16 protein-coding genes are annotated in these 20,886 nt (G+C 55.9%); 13 read left to right on the forward strand and 3 right to left on the reverse strand.

The genetic code is table 11. The annotated features are described in order from the left end of the window. The first annotated feature begins 127 nt into the window (after positions 1-127). The 7 genes from murJ to ispH all read left to right on the forward strand — a co-directional run bounded on the left by murJ (position 128) and on the right by ispH (position 9,454). A complete protein-coding gene (gene murJ / locus ACQCLF_RS14775) occupies positions 128-1,717 on the forward strand; it encodes a murein biosynthesis integral membrane protein MurJ (protein ID WP_426988635.1) in 1,590 nt (529 codons plus the stop codon). 51 nt (positions 1,718-1,768) lie between these two features. Next, a complete protein-coding gene (locus tag ACQCLF_RS14780; RefSeq protein ID WP_426988637.1) occupies positions 1,769-3,517 on the forward strand; it encodes a DUF342 domain-containing protein in 1,749 nt (582 codons plus the stop codon). Positions 3,518-3,667: 150 nt separating this feature from the next. Beyond that, a complete protein-coding gene (gene ribF / locus ACQCLF_RS14785) occupies positions 3,668-4,618 on the forward strand; it encodes a bifunctional riboflavin kinase/FAD synthetase (protein ID WP_426988639.1) in 951 nt (316 codons plus the stop codon). Positions 4,619-4,706: 88 nt separating this feature from the next. Beyond that, complete coding sequence (ileS, locus tag ACQCLF_RS14790) at positions 4,707-7,505, forward strand: isoleucine--tRNA ligase (protein ID WP_426988641.1); 2,799 nt, start codon at positions 4,707-4,709, stop codon at positions 7,503-7,505. 47 nt (positions 7,506-7,552) lie between these two features. After that, entirely contained in the window at positions 7,553-8,038 is a 486-nt protein-coding gene (gene lspA / locus ACQCLF_RS14795; protein ID WP_426988643.1) for a signal peptidase II, read from the forward strand. Continuing rightward, positions 8,031-8,483: an FKBP-type peptidyl-prolyl cis-trans isomerase gene (locus tag ACQCLF_RS14800; protein ID WP_426988645.1), complete on the forward strand. Its 453-nt coding sequence runs from the start codon at positions 8,031-8,033 to the stop codon at positions 8,481-8,483. Before lspA ends, ACQCLF_RS14800 begins: the two co-directional genes overlap by 8 nt. Positions 8,484-8,521: 38 nt before the next feature. After that, entirely contained in the window at positions 8,522-9,454 is a 933-nt protein-coding gene (gene ispH, locus ACQCLF_RS14805) for a 4-hydroxy-3-methylbut-2-enyl diphosphate reductase (RefSeq protein WP_426988647.1), read from the forward strand. A gap of 10 nt (positions 9,455-9,464) precedes the next feature. On the opposite strand, the gene ACQCLF_RS14810 is transcribed toward ispH, so the two are convergent. Further along, positions 9,465-9,995, reverse strand: coding sequence for a GspH/FimT family pseudopilin (locus tag ACQCLF_RS14810; RefSeq protein ID WP_426988649.1), 531 nt, complete (start codon positions 9,993-9,995; stop codon positions 9,465-9,467). A 176-nt stretch (positions 9,996-10,171) separates the two neighbouring features. Here ACQCLF_RS14810 and ACQCLF_RS14815 point away from each other — a divergent pair, with 176 nt between their 5' ends. The 6 genes from ACQCLF_RS14815 to ACQCLF_RS14840 are packed head-to-tail and all read left to right on the forward strand — an operon-like array spanning position 10,172 to position 17,725. Next, positions 10,172-10,756, forward strand: coding sequence for a GspH/FimT family pseudopilin (locus ACQCLF_RS14815; protein WP_426988651.1), 585 nt, complete (start codon positions 10,172-10,174; stop codon positions 10,754-10,756). 31 nt (positions 10,757-10,787) lie between these two features. Beyond that, on the forward strand, positions 10,788-11,255 hold the full coding sequence (gene pilV / locus ACQCLF_RS14820; RefSeq protein ID WP_426988653.1) for a type IV pilus modification protein PilV: 468 nt from the start codon (positions 10,788-10,790) through the stop codon (positions 11,253-11,255). A gap of 9 nt (positions 11,256-11,264) precedes the next feature. Then, positions 11,265-12,320 (forward strand): PilW family protein, encoded by a 1,056-nt coding sequence (locus tag ACQCLF_RS14825; RefSeq protein WP_426988655.1) that lies wholly within the window; start codon positions 11,265-11,267, stop codon positions 12,318-12,320. A gap of 11 nt (positions 12,321-12,331) precedes the next feature. Further along, positions 12,332-12,907 carry a pilus assembly PilX family protein gene (locus ACQCLF_RS14830; RefSeq protein ID WP_426988657.1) on the forward strand — a complete coding sequence of 192 codons (576 nt, stop codon included), beginning with the start codon at positions 12,332-12,334 and terminating at the stop codon, positions 12,905-12,907. A 40-nt stretch (positions 12,908-12,947) separates the two neighbouring features. Next, positions 12,948-17,306: a pilus assembly protein gene (locus tag ACQCLF_RS14835; protein WP_426988659.1), complete on the forward strand. Its 4,359-nt coding sequence runs from the start codon at positions 12,948-12,950 to the stop codon at positions 17,304-17,306. A gap of 20 nt (positions 17,307-17,326) precedes the next feature. Then, complete coding sequence (locus ACQCLF_RS14840) at positions 17,327-17,725, forward strand: type IV pilin protein (RefSeq protein ID WP_426988661.1); 399 nt, start codon at positions 17,327-17,329, stop codon at positions 17,723-17,725. Between the two features lie 30 nt (positions 17,726-17,755). Here ACQCLF_RS14840 and ACQCLF_RS14845 read toward each other — a convergent pair whose 3' ends face one another. Next, a complete protein-coding gene (locus tag ACQCLF_RS14845) occupies positions 17,756-19,132 on the reverse strand; it encodes a sigma-54-dependent transcriptional regulator (RefSeq protein ID WP_426988663.1) in 1,377 nt (458 codons plus the stop codon). 33 nt (positions 19,133-19,165) lie between these two features. After that, complete coding sequence (locus ACQCLF_RS14850) at positions 19,166-20,782, reverse strand: sensor histidine kinase (protein ID WP_426988665.1); 1,617 nt, start codon at positions 20,780-20,782, stop codon at positions 19,166-19,168. Between the last annotated feature and the right edge of the window lie 104 nt (positions 20,783-20,886).

Below are 20,886 nucleotides of genomic sequence, written 5' to 3' on the forward strand. Positions count from 1 at the left end.
TTTGCTTTTCAATAAAATGTGCCATGCTCAAATGCCACGCCGGATCAGGGGGCTGATCGCTAAGGCTGTATCTCGACGCGGGGAGTGTGGATAATGCGGCTGTTGTATTGATTGGCTGGGAAGGACTGTGACCGAACCCGAACACTCAACGGCGCCAAAAGCGCCAAGCCTCCTGCGCTCCGGATCTTTGGTGAGTGCCTTTACGATGTTGTCCCGGATACTGGGGCTGGTGCGGGATATGGTGTTTGCCCGGGTAATCGGCGCCGGTGCAGGCGCTGACGCGTTTTTCGTGGCGTTCAAGATCCCGAACTTCATGCGTCGCCTGTTTGCGGAGGGGGCGTTCGCGCAGGCGTTTGTGCCGGTGCTGTCCGAGTACCGGCAGAAAGGGTCCCAGGAGGCCGTTAAGGCGCTGGTGGATCGGGTGGCGGGTTGTCTGGGATCGGTGCTGGTCTCGGTCACGCTGCTGGCGGTGGTTGGGGCGCCCGTGCTGACGGCGTTGTTTGCACCGGGTTTCTGGCTGCAAGACCCGGACAAGTACGCACTCACCGTGGATATGGTGAGAGTGACCTTCCCTTACTTGTTGCTGATTTCCCTCACCGGTTTCGCCGGTGCCATTCTGAACAGCTATGACCGGTTCGCCATTCCGGCGTTTACGCCCGTACTGCTCAACCTCAGCCTGATTCTGGCGGCCCTGATGGCGACCCGCTGGGTGGAAACGCCGGCTTACGCGCTGGCGTGGGGAGTGACGGTGGCCGGGATTGTACAGTTGCTGTTTCAACTGCCCTTCCTGAAGCGCATTCACCTGCTTCCCGCCCCGCGAATAGACTGGAAAGATCCCGGTGTAAAGCGGATTTTATGGTTGATGGCGCCCGCGCTGTTTGGGGTGTCGGTCAGTCAAATTAATCTGCTGCTGGATACTGTGCTCGCTTCGTTTCTGCCAACGGGCAGCGTCTCCTGGCTCTATTATTCGGATCGTCTCGTCGAGCTGCCGCTGGGGGTATTCGGTGTAGCGCTGGCGACGGTGATCACACCGAGCCTGTCGCGTCAGCACGCGGCTGAAGATCCGGCGTCCTTTAGCCGGACACTGGACTGGGCGATGCGCAGTGTATTGGTGCTGGCGTTGCCTGCCAGCCTGGCGCTGGTGATATTGGCGGAACCCATCCTTTTAACGTTGTTTCAGTACGGCGAGACGACGGTACAGGATATGGGAATGGCCGCCCTGAGTTTGCGGGCCTATGCGCTGGGGTTGTTGGCTTTTATGCTGATCAAAGTGTTGGCGCCGGGCTATTTCGCAAGGCAGGACATGAAAACGCCCGTGCGCATCGGAATCTACGCCATGGTGGCGAATATGGGCCTGAACCTCTTGTTCGTGGTGCCGCTGTACGTCTGGTTCAATATTGGCCATGTGGGGCTGGCGTTGGCGACCGCTGTATCGGCGTACCTGAACGCCTTTCTGCTGTACCGTGGGCTGCGTCGGCGCGGCATTTATCAGGGTGAACCTGGCTGGGGGCGACGGTTGCTGCGCCTGGGGGTGGCCAACCTTGTGATGGTGCTGGTGTTGCTGGGCGTGCTTTTCCTGTGGTCCGGTTGGTACGACTGGCACTGGTGGCAGCGTGGCTGGCGGCTGGTGGTGGTCTGCGCAGCGGGGCTGGCAGCTTACGCGGTGTCGTTGCGATTGGTGGGGATACGGTTCAGTGAGTTTCGGCCACATCGCTAACCGGTGTAACAAAAACCGACACTCGCCCGATTGTGTGCTACGATTGTTGATATGGGCGACAATAATATCTCGAAACCATCTGGTGCGTCCTCTCACTCTGAGGGTTCGCCATCCCGTCAAGAGGCGCCGTCTTCCAGCGGCTCAGCCTCCGGGGCTGATCGCGCCCCGACTTCCCACTGCTCTTCCTGCTCGGTGTCTTTGCGTTTCGATGAAACGTCGGCGCTGGTTTACGGGCGACTGACGCCTTCGGCACACGCTCCGGCGCTGACGCTCGAAGCACTGCGTGATCATCTCTCAAAAGCGGGATATGGAGCGTTTTACGCCCCCGATGAGGCACTGGAGCCAATGGTTCTTAGAGCCAACCAGGGTGAGGCAGGTGAGTGGGTACTGGCCGAGCGCCGGAATGCTCGCGTCCATTGGGAGGTTAGCGGTGATCGGCAGGAAGTCTCTATGACGCTGGAACCTGCCTGGGGTGGAGAGTCGATGACGGTTGAGGCTTTAGTGGCCGCGCTGGAAGCCCAGGGAATAGCTTCCAAATGCGTGCTCACCGATGCCCTACAGAGTGCCGTTCAGTCTGGAGAGGCTTCGGCGGTAACGATAGCGCGCGGTCGGCCTCCCCGGCCGGGGCAGGATGCCCGGTTTGAGGTGCTGGTGACCAGTGCGGAAAATCTCGCCTTGCGGGAAGACGAAAAAGGCCGGGTGGATTTGCAGCACTTGCACGATTTTGTCGTCGTGGAGCCCGGCGCGCCGCTGCTGCGTCGTATTCCCGCGACAGAAGGTGAGCCTGGGGTGGATGTTTACGGCCAGTCTATCCAGCCCCAGGCGGGCAAGAATGCGAGCTTTGGTACGCCGGGGCATGGCGCTGAGCGGTCAGCCAGCGAGCCTAATTTGCTGGTGTCTTCCATCCGGGGCCACCCGGTTTTCAGTGCCTGCACGGTCCGGGTGGATCCCACGTTGCGCTTGAAATCCGTGGGCGTGTCGTCAGGAAATGTGGAATTTGACGGCTCGGTCGAGGTGGCTGGTGATGTGGGCAGCGGCTTTTCGGTTCGGGCCACGGGCGACATTTGCGTTCGTGGTATGGTCGAGAGCGCGTCGCTTCGCGCCGGGGGCAGCATCACGGTGTTGGGGGGTGTAGCGGGAGAAGAGGTCGCCGGGCCGAGGGAGGGCACCCACGAGCTGAAAGCGCGATTGTGGGCCAGAGGCGATATCCGCGTAAAGTTTGTGAATCTGGCGCAGTTGAAGGCAGGCGCTGACTTGCATGTGCGAGAGTATATTTTGCAGAGCCGCGTCAATGCCGGACGCGATGTGCTGGTGGGTCAGCCTTCGGGCCGTGGGGCGCTCATTGGTGGGAGTACCCAGGCGGTGCGCGGTGTGGTGGTCAACCAGTTAGGGAGTGAAGCCGGGGTGTCCACTGACGTTACGGTTGGCGTGGTGGATCATAAGCGGCGGCTGCGCGGTGCGCTGGACGCCGAAATGGACCTGTGCAGACAAAACCTGCGGAAACTGGAGACCATGCAGAAGCGAATGGCCCAGGGAGAGATGGCGCCCCCGAACGAGGACACTCGGCGGCGCCTGGATCATACCCGAAACGTGCTTCAGCGTCGCCGCGAGCGCCTGGCGCGCATCAGTGAGCGGCTGAAACGGCGCTATCATGACAAGGAAGCCGCTCGTATTCACATCCGACAGCGTCAGTATGGCAATACACTGCTGACGGTCGAGGGGGTTTCTCGCCGCTTCTCCGCCGAGCAAGGTGCCGGTCACTGGCAGCGTGCGGGTTCGGAGCTTGTTCTGCAGGGTTGAGCACCTTGTTGTAGCTGTACCTGTATCTGCCTTCCGGGCACGCCTGTCCTGGTGTTTTTTCCCGCTATTGCGCCTCTTACCCCCGACTGCCGGCTCCTGTATACTCACGCGTTTCTTGATGTTGACTGAGCGAGGCACGCGGGCATTACTGTGAAACCAGCCCCCAGAGAGTTCATTCGCGGGCTTCACAACCTGCGCCCCCGTCACCGGGGCTGTGTGGCGACGATTGGCACCTTCGATGGTGTGCATTTGGGCCACCGGGCGATTCTGCGCCAGTTGACCGATGCGGCTGAACAGTATGGCCTCCCTCCGGTAGCGATCATATTCGAGCCCCAGCCGCATGAATACTTTGCACGCGAGCAGGCACCCGCGCGATTAATGCGGTTGCGCGAAAAAGTGCAGGCGCTGTTCGTCGCCGGAGTGCAACGCGTTGTGTGTCTGCGGTTTGAAGCCGCATTGCAGCGCCTGACGGCCCGGGAATTTATCGATTGTGTACTCGTTCAAGGGCTGGGCATTCGCCACTTGGTGGTTGGGGATGACTTTCGCTTCGGATGTGATCGGTCGGGTGACTTTCAGTTGCTGAAAGCGGTTGGACGGGAGGAGGGCTTCACGGTAACGGATACCTGCACGCTGGAGATCGGCGGGGGGCGCGTTAGTAGCACCCGCATCCGGGAGGCGCTCGAAGCCGGCGATTTTACGTTGGCCGAACGCCTTCTCGGCCACCCCTACCGTATTACCGGGCGCGTGGGTTATGGCAAGCAGTTGGGCCGGCAACTGGGGGTGCCCACGGCCAATGTGCATTTGCGACGTTTCCGTTCTCCGTTGCACGGTGTCTTTGCCATCACCGCCCTGCGGGCCGACGGCAGCACCTGCTCCGGTGTCGCCAACGTCGGTGTGCGTCCCACGGTCAACGGCAGCACCCGGCCGCTGCTCGAGGTTCACCTGCTGGATTTCGATGGCGATCTGTACGGCGAACATATTGAAGTGCAGTTTCATCGCAAACTGCGGGAAGAGCGAAAGTTTGAATCGGTTGACGCGCTGCGCGAACAGCTTCAGCGTGATATCAAAAGCGCGAGGCAGTTTTTCGAGAGTATGGAATAGAGTGTGGAGTAAAGACACGGCGACCACTGAACCGCTACTACTGAACTGCTACTACTGAAAGAGCCCAGAACTGACAAACCAGACGATTATGAGTGATTACAAAGCAACCCTGAATCTGCCCCAGACCGCATTCGCCATGAAGGCGAATCTGGCTCAGCGCGAACCTGAAATGCTCAAGCGCTGGCAAAAAGACGGTCTATATCAACGCATTCGCCAAGCCCGTGCAGGGCGGGATACCTTTATCCTGCACGATGGTCCCCCGTACGCCAACGGCGATATTCACATTGGTCACTCCGTTAATAAAATCCTCAAAGACATCATCGTCAAAAGCAAAACGCTGAGTGGTTTTGACGCGCCCTATGTGCCCGGATGGGACTGCCATGGGCTGCCGATTGAGCACAACGTTGAGAAAAAGCACGGCAAGGCCGGCGCCAAGCTGGATTTCAAAGCGTTTCGGCAGAAGTGCCGGGAGTACGCGGCGCGCCAGGTGGAAGGCCAGAAAGCCGACTTTATCCGGCTAGGGGTTCTCGGTGAGTGGGACAACCCGTACCTCACGATGGATTACCGGTTTGAGGCCGATATCATTCGTGCCCTAGGAAAAATTGCAGAGCAAGGTCACCTGCATAAAGGGTTCAAGCCGGTCTATTGGAGTGTGGTGGGTGGCTCGGCGTTGGCCGAAGCGGAAGTGGAGTATCAGGAAAAGACTTCCTTCTCCATTGATGTGAAGTTCGCCTTTACCGACCAGCATGCGCTGGCCCATGCGATACCGGATTTGAGTGGCGAGGGCGATGTGTCGCTCGTGATTTGGACCACCACGCCCTGGACCTTACCGGCGAACCAGGCCGTGAGCGTCAACGCCGAACTGCCGTATGTGGTCGTGCAGGTGGGGAGCGAACGACTGCTGGTGGCAGAGGCGCTGGTGGAGTCGGTCATGCAACGAGCCGGTGTCAGTGAGTACGCCGTTGTCGGTCATGTGGCAGGGCGTGCCCTGGAAAATCTCCAGCTCCAGCATCCGTTCTATGCCCGCCAGGTGCCCGTGATTCTGGGCGATCATGTGACGACCGATGCAGGTACGGGCTGTGTTCATACGGCACCGGACCACGGTGTGGATGACTTCCAGGTAGGGCAAAAGTACGGCATTGGTACCCTGAATTACATCGACGACAATGGCCTGTACCGGGACGATGTTGAGATGTTCGCTGGCGAACACGTCTACAAAGTGGATGAGAAAGTGGTGGCGCTTCTGGAAGAGAAGCAGGCTCTGCTGGCTCAGGGGAAAATCACGCACAGTTACCCGCATTGCTGGCGTACCAAAACGCCGTTGATCTTCCGTGCCACGCCCCAGTGGTTTGTGAGCATGACCAAGAATCAGTTGAGGGACCAGGTCACCGACGCGGTGGAGCAGGTGCAATGGGTGCCGGACTGGGGGCGTGCGCGTATCGACTCGATGTTGGCCTCTTCGCCCGATTGGTGTATTTCCCGTCAGCGTACCTGGGGTGTGCCCATTGCCCTGTTTGTCCATAAGCAAACCGGCGATCTGCACCCGAAAACGATGGAACTGATTGAGTCGGTGGCGAAAAAAGTGGAGCAGGAAGGAATGGATGCCTGGTTTGATCTGGACCCTTCAGAGCTGCTTGGCGACGACGCGGACCGCTACCAAAAAGTGACGGATACGCTGGATGTGTGGTTTGATTCGGGTGTGACCCACTTTGCGGTGCTGAGCCAGCGTGACTACCTGCGCTATCCGGCCGATTTGTACCTTGAGGGATCGGACCAGCACCGGGGCTGGTTCCAGTCTTCTCTGAAAACCGCGATGGCTATGAACGGCACGCCGCCCTACAAAACGGTGTTGACGCACGGTTTTACGGTGGATGCCCAGGGGCGCAAAATGTCCAAGTCCATCGGCAACGTGATTCCTCCGCAAAAAGTCATGAAAGAGCTGGGTGCGGACGTGCTGCGCCTGTGGGTGGCGGCCACCGACTTCAGTGGCGAGATGAGCGTCTCTGATGAAATTCTCAAGCGCACGGCTGACTCCTATCGCCGTATTCGCAACACCACCCGTTTTATGTTGGCCAACCTCAACGGCTTTGAGCCAGCCGAGCACGCCGTTGCACCGGAGCAGATGATTGAGCTGGATCGCTGGATTGTCGGTCGGGCGGCGGAACTGCAACGCGACATTATCAACGCTTACGATCAATACCAGTTCCACCTCATCTACCAAAAGTTGCACAACTTTTGTGTGGTCGATCTGGGCGGCTTTTATCTCGATATTATCAAGGATCGCCAGTACACCACGCCGGCGGACAGCCTCGCCCGCCGCTCTGCGCAAACGGCCCTCTACCATGTGGTGGAAGCAATGGTGCGGTGGATCGCGCCCATTCTGAGCTTTACGGCGGATGAAATCTGGCCGCTGCTCCCGGGGGAACATCCGGGACCCGTCTTTGCGGCTGAATGGTATTCACTGCCAGTCGTCGACGGGGCCTTGTTCAGTGCCGAAGAGTGGCAGTGCATTGCAGACGTGAAAGACGCGGTGAACAAAGTGTTGGAAACGCAGCGGGTGCAAGGAAACATCGGTGGTTCTCTGGGCGCCGAGGTCACCCTGTTTGCCGATGGTGATCTGCACCGGATTCTTGAAAAACTTGGTGATGAACTGCGTTTTGTATTGATCACCTCGACTGCTGAGGTCCGCTCTCTGGATGAGGCTACCGAGGCCGAGTTAACCGATGTGAGTGGCCTTAAGGTGGCCGTGGAAAAATCCCGCGATCAAAAGTGTGAACGCTGCTGGCACCACCGTGCGGATGTGGGCAGTGATGAAAAGCATCCCACATTGTGTGGTCGCTGCGTGACGAATGTGGACGGACCGGGCGAGGAGCGTTATTACGCTTGACCGGGGCTCTTCGATAAACTTTTATGGAACTGAATACGACAATGCCAATGACTTTTCCCCGCCAGGCCTGGCGCTGGTACGCCGTCGCGGTGGCGGTATTATTGCTGGATCAGATAACCAAGCACTGGGTGTCGGCGTCGTTGACGTACGGTGACCCGGTAGTGTTCACCCCGTTTTTTAATTTCACATTGTTGCATAACCCTGGTGCGGCCTTCAGCTTTTTAAGTGAGGCGGGTGGCTGGCAACGGTGGTTTTTTACGGCGGTGGCGGCGCTGGTCAGCGTGGTGATTGTTGTCTGGATTGCACGGGTCGCGCAGCGGCGCTGGGAAGCGCTGGCCTTGGCGCTGATTCTCGGTGGCGCGATTGGGAATTTATACGACCGCGTTCTGTTGGGACACGTCGTGGACTTTATCGTAGTTCATTACAAGGAATACTATTGGCCAGCGTTCAATATTGCCGATTCCGCGATCACGGTCGGTGCGGCATTGTTGATTATCGACATGTTGTTCCACAAGGATAAACGCCATGACTGAGCAACTGCCAATCGGGCCGGGCACCACCGTGACTCTGCATTTTGCGCTGAGCCTGCGCGATGGTCGGGAAATCGATTCGAACTTTGAGGGTGAGCCAGCCTCTTTCACCGTGGGTGACGGCAGCCTGCTTCCCGGTTTTGAAAAGGCGATGTTTGGCCTTAAATCGGGTGATAAAGAGCAATTTGTTATCCCCCCGGAGGATGGGTTTGGTGAGCACAACCCGGCGAATATGCAGGACATTCCACGCGATCAATTTGGCCCTGAGATTGAGCTCAAAGAAGGGTTAATGCTGTCCTTTGCCGACGCCCAGAAGGCGGAGTTGCCGGGTGTGGTTCGCCAGTTTGACGAAGAGAGCGTCGTGATTGACTTTAATCACCCGCTGGCGGGGCGGGATATCGTGTTCGATGTGGCCATTTTGAACGTGGAGCCGGCTCAGGTACACTGACCTCAACATTTCCAGATACTTCCAGGTGCGTCACGTCTATGCAGATCAAACTCGCCAATCCCCGTGGTTTTTGCGCTGGCGTTGATCGGGCGATTGACATCGTCAATCGTGCGCTGGATGTATTCGGTGCCCCGATCTACGTTCGACACGAGGTGGTTCACAATAAATTTGTGGTGGACACCTTGCGCGAGCGCGGAGCGGTTTTCGTGGAGGAGTTGAGCCAGGTGCCGGATGACGTCATTGTCATCTTCAGTGCGCACGGGGTGTCCCGAGCGGTTCAGCAGGAAGCCCAAACCCGCGGGTTGCAGGTGTTCGATGCCACCTGTCCTCTGGTGACCAAGGTGCATATTGAGGTCGCGCGTTACAGCCGCGAGGGGCGGGAATGCATCCTCATCGGGCACGCCGGGCACCCGGAAGTGGAAGGCACCATGGGTCAGTATGATACCAGCAATGGGGGTGCCATTTATCTGGTGGAGAACGAGGCGGATGTCGCGGCATTGACCGTGCGCAATCCTGAGCATTTGGCCTATGTGACCCAAACCACCCTGTCCATGGATGATACAGCCAGGGTGATCGATACGTTGCGTGATCGGTTTCCCGCCATTCTCGGCCCCCGTAAGGATGATATTTGCTACGCCACGACCAATCGGCAGGATGCCGTCCGGCAACTGGCACTTGAGTGTGATTTGGTGCTCGTGGTGGGTTCCCGCAACAGTTCTAATTCCAATCGTCTGAGGGAGCTGGCGGAACGTTGTGGAACCGAGGCCTATCTTGTGGATGGCCCGGACTGCATTCGCCGTGAGTGGCTGGATGGCAAAACCTGCGTAGGAATCACAGCAGGGGCCTCAGCGCCGGAGGTGTTGGTGGAAGAGGTGGTTCTGAAGCTTAAAGGGTGGGGCGCCCAGTCGGAAGAAGAAACCGCTGGCATTCCGGAAAACATCAGCTTCAGCCTGCCCCGGGAGTTGCGATAACGCCTGCGGTTCACGGCCCCGCACGGCAGTCGTCCGCCCCAATGCGCCGTAATCGAAGCCTCCCCATTCTGGCCAGCGTCAAGGCATAGCCAACGGCATTGTCTTGAGTGCAGATATGCAGTGTTCCCGCCTGAAATCCGCCCCTGGCGGTACCCGAAGCAAACCGGCCCGCGCCACTTCCCACATAGGAAATATAGGATTGAACCGGTTTGTTGGCCTGCACCGTGAAAGACCGCGCCGGTGTGGCGGAGTGATGAAACACCAGAGCCTCGTCGGCCTCTCGCGCGCCATTGTGGTTGCGGTCCTCAAACATTTCCCAGCCGGAATTCCACCCGTCAATCGCCCGTAATGTTGCCCGGCCATTGCTCAGTATGGCTCTTTGGCGCGTGGTGACGATGGCTTCCTGTAAAGAGTGCGCAAAGGTATGCGCATTCAACCGCGCGAGCAGGTGGTTCATTTGGGGAAGCCCGGTCGAGAGTATCAGGGCGAGAACGACCAATGTGACGATCAATTCGAGAAGGGTAAAGCCGCGTTGTGGCATGATTTTCTTCCTTGAGATTATGACGCCCGCAGAGGGGCGCCGTTCGTTCATCCATGATGACCACATATCGCCAGAGGCAGAGAGCACCTCTGTGCCACGTGGTATGGTAATTACCATAAAGTGGTTGTGAATGGGCGTCCAGTGTCGGATCGATATTCTGAGAAATGGTTAGTGTTATGGCGTTATCCCTTTTACTCCGTAGATCGGTATCCCGTGCCCCGGCATCGGGACAGCGTGGTTTCACGTTAATCGAATTGCTGGTGACGCTCGTGGTTCTGGCTGTGGTTCTGGGTATCGCGATTCCCAATATGAATACCCTGCTTCGCAACAATCGCTCCCTGGCGTTTGGCGATGAGTTTATCGGTGCTTTGAATTTCACTCGAAGCGAGGCGGCCAAACGCGGCGCCCTGGTGTCCCTGTGCGCAGCCAACGACACGCAGACCGCTTGTGGTAATGACTGGAGTAATGGGTGGTTGGCGGTCGTGGACAGTGCCGATGAAACGTCAGGCTCGGTCACCATTGCCGATGCCGATACCGATGTATTACGGGTGTGGGAGCCGGCGGGAGAGGGGCTGGAACTCAATGTTTCCCGAGGCTCGGGCGTCGATTTTGTGCGCTTCACTGGGGGCGGCGGTCTGTCCCGCGATAGTGACCAACCGATTCAGGTGACGGCCCAGCACAGTGACTGCTCGGGAGATTCGGTGCGTTCGATTCGCGTTTCCCCGGCCGGCTCTGTACGTGCGATAAAAACCAGCTGTTAATGCTCCGTAACAGCTTTTGAGGCGATAGATCATGACATCACTGACGGTAGCGCCCCCTGGTAAAAGTCAGCGGGGCGCTGGTCTCATCGAAGTGCTGGTAACGGTGTTAATTCTGGCAACCTCCTTGCTGGCCATGGGGGCGCTCCAGAACCGTTCTTTGCAGTTCAATCACAGTGCCTACTTGCGTTCCCAGGCCAATGTCATGGCTTATGACATGCTGGATCGCATTCGGATCAATCGGGACAACCTGTCCCAGTACTCTCATGATGTGGGCGACTCAGCGCCTTCCGGCGGATCGCTCGCGGCGTCGGATATGAGCGACTGGCTTGACAGTGTGGGATCGATACTGCCGGGCGGAGACGGTGGGATCAGCTGTGATAATGGCACCAGTGTGTGCACGATTACTCTGCGCTGGGTTGACGATGACCGGCTCGCCGATGAGGTCGGAGAAAACGATGCGCAAGAAACCACCACGTTCACTTACTCATCCAGGATTTAAACAGTGGCAATGAGTGCAGCAAGATACAAACAGCGCGGCTTGTCTCTGGTCGAGTTGATGATATCAATGACCTTGGGCATCGTGTTGATGACCGGGGTGGTGCAAATGTTTTTGACCAGCCGGGTGACCTACGGCACACAGCAAGCCATCTCCCAGGTTCAGGAAAGTGGTCGCATGGCCATGGATTTTCTGGCTGAAGACGTGCGCATGGCCGGTTACTTTGGTTGCACCAGCCGCAACCCCAATGTGAGCTCCGGGCTGGAGGCCTCCAGCGACTACCTTTACGACTTTACTCAGGTCGTATCCGCCTATCCCTCGACGGCATCGCTCACTGGCGTCAACAACGTGTCGGAGGATACCGATATCCTGGTGATTCGCCGGGCTTCAAGCGGAAGTGTACATCTGGTGGACTCCCACAACTCGGGGTCTAATGCAAACCTCAGGATTAACCAGGAGCCGGAAAATGATTGCCTGCTGGAAGGTCAGTTATGCGATGACAGTATCGCCATTATTTCGGATTGCTCGCAAGGTCGCATTTTTCGCGCGGTGAATGTGCAGGCGTCATCTGGTGGTGGGGCGCAAGGTATGGTGGTACACAGTGCCGGTGGCTCGTCCCCTTCCAATAGTGACCCACAGTTAGGCGGGCAATCGTTTGGAGAAGGGTCCGAGGTGATGGCGCTTAATTCTATTGTGTATTTTGTGGCGCCCAGCGCTTTTCCGTCTGCGGGGCTGGAAGTTCGCAGCCTATGGAGAAAGGTGGGTGAACGCGATGCGGTGGAAATGATTGAAGGTGTCGAGCGCTTGCGGGCGCAGTTTGGTGTGGATACCAATGGTGATGCAGAGCTTGATACCTACAAGTGGCGAGAGGAAATGAGCAGTGCGGATTGGCAGGACGTCATGGCCGTGCGTATACACCTTTTGCTCAACAGCATTGACGGCAATGTTTTGGATGAGCCACAGCCCATTACTTTTGCGGGTACGTCATTGACAGGGAGCGATGTGACGGATCGACGACTACGACAGATATTTACCAGCACAGTGGGCATTCGTGCCCGCCTGGAATGAGGAACGGCATAATGCACTATGACAATCGTGGCAGCATGGCCCTTGGTGCCTCGCAGCGGGGAGCGGTGCTTATTATCGGCCTGATTATGTTACTGCTGATGACCATTGTTGGCCTGGCGGCTATCCGCGGCAGCGGCCTTCAGGAAATGATGGCCGGTAACATGCGCGAACGAACGTTAGCGTTTCAGGCGGCTGAAGCGGGCTTGCGTGAAGGGGAGACCGAGCTGATTAACTTGGCCCCTGAAGACTTTGATGATCAAGTGAATGGTTTATACCCGGATCTCGGGGTGGTCAGTACAAACCCTTTTCAGCAGTCGCTCAGTGAGTGGTCCGCTGAGCAGTGGGGGGCTCGCGGGTTGCAGACGTCATTATCTCTGGAAGGTCCTGTTTCCGGGCCTCCGATTTATGTGGTGGAACATATGACCGCATTGGCTCAGCAAGTGGCGGAGAACACCGGTAGTGGTATCGATATAGGAAGCTTGGAATCCACCGGGTTGGAACTGGATTTTTATCGCGTTTCAGCCCGTGGTGAGAGTGCCTCGGGGACAGCCACTGCGATTGTGCAGTCAACCTACCGAGTAAAATGATCCGGACCGGTATAGACAAGTTTTGACTGAGGGGGTGGCGATGATAACAAACCGTAACTGGAGAACGTTGAGGCGTGCATTGGCGTTGGGTGTTTTATCATTCGTAACGTCCAGCGCGGCACTTGCTGTCAATATAGCTAATGACCCCTTGTTTCTTGAGCAACCGGTGCGTCCTATTGTGATGCTCAATATGTCCAATGATCATCAGCTTTTTTTTAAAGCTTATGATGACTACAGCGATTTGACGGGTGACGGAAGAGCTGATACGAGTTACGTGCATAATCATTCGTACTATGGCTATTTCGACAGTCAAAAGTGCTACACCTACAGCACACAAAGAAACTATTTTGTCCCCGCACGGTTTGCTGACCAGAATAATTATTGCAATGCAGGTAGTAGCAGTGGTGAGTGGAGCGGTAATTTTCTGAACTGGGCGTCCATGACCCGAATGGATACCGTGAGGAAAATTCTGTACGGTGGGCTGCGCTCAACGGATACCGCTAATACCACTGTTCTGGAGCGTGCCATGCTTCCGCAGGATGCCCACTCGTTTGCCAAGTATTATAACGGGTCGGACCTGGGGCAGTTGACTCCCTTTGGTGGAGCCGAAGATGCCAGTGGCAATGATGTCACCTCCGGCGGTTCGTCCATGAACTCCGGCATCACGATTTGTAACACCACAGAGCCCGGCAATAGAAACCAATTGTCACAAGATGTTACGGCACCGCCGTTAATGAGAGTGGCACGGGGCAATTTTTCATTGTGGGCAAGCAATGAACGCTGGCAGTGCCGCTGGCGCAACAATGTCGGAGGGGATCAGGGGAAGAACGACAATAATTTCTCCTACAGCGGTATTAATGCGCACTCGGAAAGCCCTTACACCAGTCGTCGCCTAGGAGGGCGTGATTTGCACGTGCGTGTTAGTGTTTGTGTCAACAACCTTATCGACGAGACAAACAACGAGAACTGCAGTGGCTATGATAATGGGCTTCAAAAACCTGCCGGGCTATTGCAGGAGTACGGTGAGGACGGCTCAATTTTGTTTGGCCTGATGACTGGTTCATACAGTAAAAATAAATCCGGAGGTGTGCTCCGGCGCAATGTGGGTGATCTCAGTAACGAAGTCAATAGCGATGGAACCTTTGTCAATCCAGGCTCAAACAACGACTTGGACGATGGCATTATTAATACGCTGGACTCACTTAGAATCTACGGATACCGGTTTGATGACGGAACCTACCACAGAAACTCGCATGGAATTGACCCAAACGGAAGTGATGGCTGCCTATGGTCGCGCAGTTCTTTTGTCGATGGGCAGTGTTCAAACTGGGGGAATCCCCAGTCGGAAATTTATCTGGAGTCTCTGAAATATCTCGCGGGACTTGACGCTACGTCGGCTTATAACGGGGATGACTCTGATTATATAGACGGGTTGGAATCGGTAAGCTGGACTCGTCCGCTCAGTAATGACAATTACTGTGCGCCTCTGAATATCATCCAGTTCAATGCGTCCACTACCTCATTTGATGGGGATCTCGCCAGCGATGCCGCCTCAGGATTTGGATTGGAAAGTATTGACGCGGTTACCAATGAGGTGGGTCAAAGTGAAGGGCTGCACGGCAACAGTTATTTCGTGGGCGCGATTGCGGGAGCAACCGGGCAGCAGGCTAATCAGCTTTGTACTCCGAAGACGGTGAATAATCTCTCCACGGTCCGTGGTACTTGTCCCGACGCTCCAAGATTGGATGGCTCCTATAAAATGGCGGGGCTTGCCTACCATGCTCGAAGCACCGGTATAACCTTGCAGGGTGTAACCAGTGCGAGCTCGGCGAGCACGGTAAGAACCTATGGTGTAGCGCTGGCGCCTGCGGTGCCCCAGATCAACATTCCTGTGCCTAGTTCTTCCGATAGGGAAATCACTCTTCTTCCTGCTTGTCGTAACAATAACAACACACTGGACTCTCCAGCTAATTGTGCCATTGTGGACTTTAAAGTGGTCAGCCAAGAGGAAGAAAGCACAAACGGTACAGTGACTGCAAGAACAGGTCAGCTTTATGTAAATTGGGAAGACAGTGAGCAGGGCGGTGACTTTGATCAGGACATGTGGGGTGTGATTGAGTATCGGGTGACCTCGGACGAGGTGAGTGTGACCACTCAGGTCATCGCGCAGTCTACCGGCGATCCCATGGGCTTTGGGTATGTTATTGGTGGTACAACTCAAGACGGGTTTCATGTCCAGTCTGGTGTAAATAATTTTACCTATACCTCGGTGTATCAAGACCGTTTCAGCTGTTCTGGTAATGTCGGATCGCGCTGCAGTTGCAGGATAAACTACGGAGGGACAACAGGTCCTTGTAACTACAGTAATGCAGATGCACAGGCCCGCACCCAGACGTTCAGTATCGGTCCTTCCAGCGCCGAACTTTTACAGTCGCCTTTATTCTATGCCGCCAAGTGGGGCGGGTACCCCGAGAGTGTGGGCGAGGGAGAGGTAAGCGAATGGTCACCTGAAAATGAAACGTACTTCTTTGCCACCGATCCAGGTCAATTGCAGGATGCGTTGCGAAACGCTTTTGCCCGAGTGGCTGCGGGTGTCGGGTCTGCTTCTGCCGTGGCGACCAATACGACTAACCTGCAAGAAGGCGCTTTTGTTTTTCAGGCCAGGTTCAATAGTGAGAATTGGAGTGGTGAGCTGTTGGCTTTTCCGGTAGACGACAATGGAAATATTAGCGACGTGGTCAGTCATTCCACTAATGAGACTATGATGACGGGTGTCAGCAGACCTCTGAGAAGAATCATTAGTGTAGATGAAAACGGTAATCAGATACCGTTTGAGTGGGAGTCGCTGAGTGCCTCTCAACAGGCGTTGCTAAATGCTGAAGATGGAATGGGAGAAGCACGCTTGAACTGGCTCTGGGGCGTGGAAAGCACCACCAGCGGGTTACGTCAGCGGCAGGGGTTGCTTTTGGGTGATATTGTTAATTCAAGCCCAGAATATCTCGGTGGTGAAAATAGAGGCTATTCGAGACTGGAGGGTAGTCAAGGCAGCAGCTACGCGCAATATTTGCAGGATACCAAGCGTCAACAGCCGGAGACGTTATTTGTTGGGGCAAATGATGGGATGCTGCACGCGTTTGATGTCGAAAATAATGTGTTCGACGAACTGTTTGCGTATGTGCCGGGTGGCGTGTATGACAAACTTGCCGCCCTTTCCGCTCCAAACTACGGACGCCAAGAAAATCCGCACCAATATACGGTGGACGGACAAATGGCGGTCGGGGATGTTTATCTCGATGGCTCTTGGAGAAGTGTTGTCGTTGGCAGTCTGGGGGCGGGCGGGAAAGGCGTGTTTGCTTTGGACGTCACTGACCGGTCCAACCCCGAAGTGCTGTTTGAACTAAGTGGCGGTGATTTGCCTGCGCTGGGTCATGTCATGGGGAAACCTCTGATTGCCCGAATGGCAAATGGCCGTTGGGCTGTGGTGTTCGGAAACGGATACAATAGCAGTGACGGAACGTCGCAGCTTCTTGTTGTAGAGTTTGAGCGTCCGGGCTCCCCCCATGTGATTAACACGGAAGCGGGGCAGGGACTTTCGGGCGTAGCTTTGTTGGGAAATGCATATGGTCAAGTTCAAGCTGCCTATGCTGGCGACTTGCAAGGTAATTTATGGAAGTTTGACCTCAGTGCGAGTAATCCCAACCAGTGGGAAGAGCCACTGGGAGAGCCAATGTTTGTGGCAAAAGATGATGGTGGGGCTCGCCAGCCTATTTTTGGAGCTCCGACCCTGGGCCGAAACGACGAGAAGAACAATGTGATCATGGTGTACTTCGGCACCGGTAAGTATTTTGAGAAAAATGACAACAATGTCACAAACAATGATCCCAGTGCTCATAGCTTTTACGCGATTGCCGATAAGGGAGAAGCTTACGGCTCTGATCGAGAGACTTTCCTGCATGAAAAGACCTTGGTGGATGGTCAAACGACACGAAGTGTGTCGGGAGAATCTGATGTGGATTGGACAACCGATGACGGCTGGTTTCTGGATTTTAATACTCGGCTGGGTGAAAGAGTCATTGCAAAACCGCTGCTTTTGTATGATCGGTTGATTTTCGCCACGATTATCCCGTCCTCGACGCCTTGCCAGTTTGGCGGGCAAAGCTGGTTGATGGAGCTCAAGGCAGTGGGTAATCGCTTCGTGAATAGCAGTGTTCTTGATAATGATGGAACGAATGGCAATACGTTGACGGATGCGTTGATTTTGGGGGACCCCACGCACAGTATTTTGAACTCTGAAGCGGGCAAGCTCCTTTATAGTTCATCAGACGGGGATCTCGGAGAACAAGATACCAACATTCCAGCGGGGGCCTTAGGGCGGCAGTCCTGGCGTCAACTGAGGTAATACGGTTTCAGGAAATGACTATGAGAAGATTTCAAAAAGGGTTCACGCTATTAGAAATGATGGTTGTCGTAGCGATCGTGGGCATTATCGCCGCGCTGGCTTATACCTCCTACACCAACCAGATTATGCGCAGTAACCGGGCCGATGCGCAAACGGCGCTGAACGATGCCAGCCAGAGGTTGCAGCGCTGTTATACCTCATACACCACCTTTACGAGTGGCGACTGCACGATTTATGGCAATCTCTCGGCCGGTTATGACTCGACGGAAGGGTTTTACAAGATAGAAGTCGGTAACGCATCGGCCACTACGTACACGTTGACGGCGACAGCCATTGCAGCGCCACAAACTAACGACACTGATTGCCAGACCATTACACTGGAGCACACCGGCACACGTTCTCCAGAGGCCTGCTGGTAAATGGGCTTGCTGGTGGGAGAAGAAGGGCGACTAATCGTCGTCCAGGCCGAGCTTTTGGAGTCGATAACGCAGTGAGCGAAAACTGATGCCCAGTTGCTTTGCGGCCTGGGTTTTGTTCCATTTGGCACGCTCGAGAGCATGGCATAAAACGTCTTTTTCGATGTCCTGAAGGTAATGATCCAACGAGGGGTAGTCGGCGCAGCGGGCGACGTGACTTTGAGCGGGTTCTGTTGACGCGGAGTAGGTATCGCCAGGCGCATTGGTTCCGTCGGGCAAGTGCAGATCTTCCAGGTTAATCGTCTGGCTGTCACACAGTGTAAACGCTCGCTCAAGAATGTTTTCGAGCTCTCTCACGTTGCCAGGAAAGTCGTACTCGCAAAGCCGGTTCATCGCGGGCTGGTTGAGGCGAGGTGTAGGGCAGTCGGCCTCTTTGGCCAGCTTTTCCAGGATGTGTCGGGCGAGCATGGCGATATCCTCGCGCCGCTCCCGTAATGGCGGGACTCGCAGTTGAATGACGTTCAGGCGATAAAACAGATCCTGTCGGAAGCGGCCATCACGTACTTCCGTTTCCAGTGCTTTATGAGTGGCACACAAAATACGGACATCAGTTTTGATTTCGTTTTGTCCTCCCACCGGTCGAACCGCTTTTTCCTGAATGGCGCGCAGTAGCTTAACCTGCATATCCAGCGGCAAGTCGGCCACCTCATCCAAAAATAGTGTGCCTCCCTGTGCGGTTTGAAATAGCCCGGCTTTGTCCTGATGAGCGCCAGTAAAACTGCCCTTTTTATGTCCAAAGAACTCACTTTCCATGAGCTCCTTGGGAATTGCCCCACAGTTAACCGCCACAAAGGGTGCTTCGGCTCGTGGTCCCAATTTGTGAATAGAGCGAGCCACCAACTCTTTGCCGACGCCGGACTCTCCGGAGATGTAGATCGGCGCCTGGGAGCGAGCCAACTTTTGAATGCTGGCGATCAATTCCTGAATGGCTTTGGATTGACCAATGATAGGACAGTCCGAGGGGAGCGGCATTGGCGGCAGCTGTCCCGATTGAATCGCGGTGGTGACCAGCTGTCGTAATACACTCAGGTCTACTGGCTTGGACAAAAAATCGAATGCGCCGGCTTTCATCGCGTCGATAGCGGTATCGATGCTGCCATGCGCGGTAATCACCGCAACCGGCAGTCGGGGTTTGTTATGCTGGATATACTCCACCAGCTCCAGCCCGTTGCCGTCCGGTAGACGCATGTCGGTCAGGCACAGGTCGTAATTTTGGGTCTTCAGTTGTAGCTTGGCGTCCCCCAGGTTTGCCACCGTGTCGGACACAATGCCCATCCGATTCAGCGTGATACTCAGCAGCTCGCGGATATCGGGTTCATCGTCAATGATTAGTACGCGCTGGTTCCCCATGGTCAACCTTTGTGAGTCTTCGGTGAGCAGAGTTTAAAAGGCTCGGTCCGGGTGCGGGAGCTGAATATGGAAGCAGCTTCGACCCTCGTCGGTGCACTCATAGTGTATTAAAGCTTGGTTGGCTTCGCAAAGCTCCTTGCAGATATATAAGCCCAGGCCGGAGCCAGTGCTCTCTGTGGTAAAAAAGGGCTCGAAGATATGCCGGGCGTGCTCCTCGGCGATCCCGTCTCCTCCGTCGATAACACGAATGAACGGTTGTTGTTTTCGGGGTTCAACACCCGCCTCCAGCCACACGTCCGCACGTCCGGCTGCCAGTGAGTGACGAATGCCGTTATCACACAGGTTAGTCAGTACCTGATGAAGCTGGCCGTGGTCAAACTTGGCCGGGATCTGAGGCTGCCCCAGAGTCAGTGTTACGTTGTGACGGTCGGGTTGAGTCGAATGGTATTCCTGAAGAAACCGAGCGAGCCATTGGCCCAACTCCAGGGGCTCGGGGTGGGCGTTCTTGCGGCGTGAAAGCTGCAAAACGTTTTCAATAATTTGATTCACCCGTCGGCTATGATTATCGATGATTTGCAATAAGCGCTGATCGCCGCTGCCTAGCTCGCTGGATTCGCCGAGCAACTGACTGGCGTGGCTGATGGCGCCCAGAGGGTTGCGAACCTCATGGGCAATACTGGCCGTGAGTCGTCCCAAAGACGCAAGCTTGAGTTGCTGAGCCTGCTGGGTGATCAGACGATTGTCCTCGACGAAGACCAAAATCTCCGAGTCACTTTGCGGGGTTAGTGGAGCGAAATTGATTTTCAATTCATTGCGGGTGAGCGCGTCCATCGCCACGATGGAACCGGAGTGGTTCTGCTGGCGCCACTGATTGTACGCGTGTTGCAGCAACGGTACGCTGGACAAATGTTGGGCGCCGTGTTCGGAGCGGGGGAAATCAGAGCCAAGCAAGTCAAAAGCGGCGCGGTTCGACAGCTCAATCGACTGGCTCTTTCCCAGCACCAGAATGCCGGTGCGCATACGCTCCACGATCAATTGGGCCAGGCGCTGTAGGTGCTCGGCCTGCCGGGCCTGATTGAGCGCTTCTTCATTGCTGCTTCGGATTTTGTGTGCCAGATACTGAAAGCTCAATGCCGTCACGAACAGCAGTGCTCCCAGTGTACCGGCTGAAAAGAGTGCCTGGTTGTTGATCGAAAGCAGCCATAATCGCGCCAGACTTTCGCCAATGACCGCGATGCTGGCCAGCGCGGCCAACAGAATCGCCAGCCGGGACGGCAGCAGCATGCCCGCCGCGGCGATTACCACCAACTGCAAGTAGCCCAAACCGCTCATGGCACCGCCGCTGGTGAACATCATGAGTGCCAGCGCCGCCACGTCAATGCCGAGCAATATGAATGACTGACGGTCAGAAGGCTGAAAGCGGGCCCGCCACAGTAGGCCCAGAGTGATCAGGTTCAGGGCTGTGTAGCCCACGGCGGTGTACAGGAAAATGTCCGGTTGCTCATTGCCGAGAATGGTGGGGGCAAGATTGCCCTGAAACATCAGCAGTAAAATGCTGCCCAGCAGCGTCCGGTAATAAGTGTACACACGCAGCAAGTCATAGTTGCTGTCACGCTGTGTGCGGTCAATAGCGGAATCCGGTCTTGCCATGGGTAAAGAGGGCCTTGGCTGAGGGTGGGCGATGCCCAGGATTATCATTTTGCGTCGCTCCGCCAATTCGCGGACAATACGCCTTCTATCCGACACAGTGTATC

Origin of the sequence: Marinimicrobium sp. ARAG 43.8 (assembly GCF_050113635.1) — a bacterium.
Classification (GTDB): Bacteria; Pseudomonadota; Gammaproteobacteria; order Pseudomonadales; family Cellvibrionaceae; genus Marinimicrobium.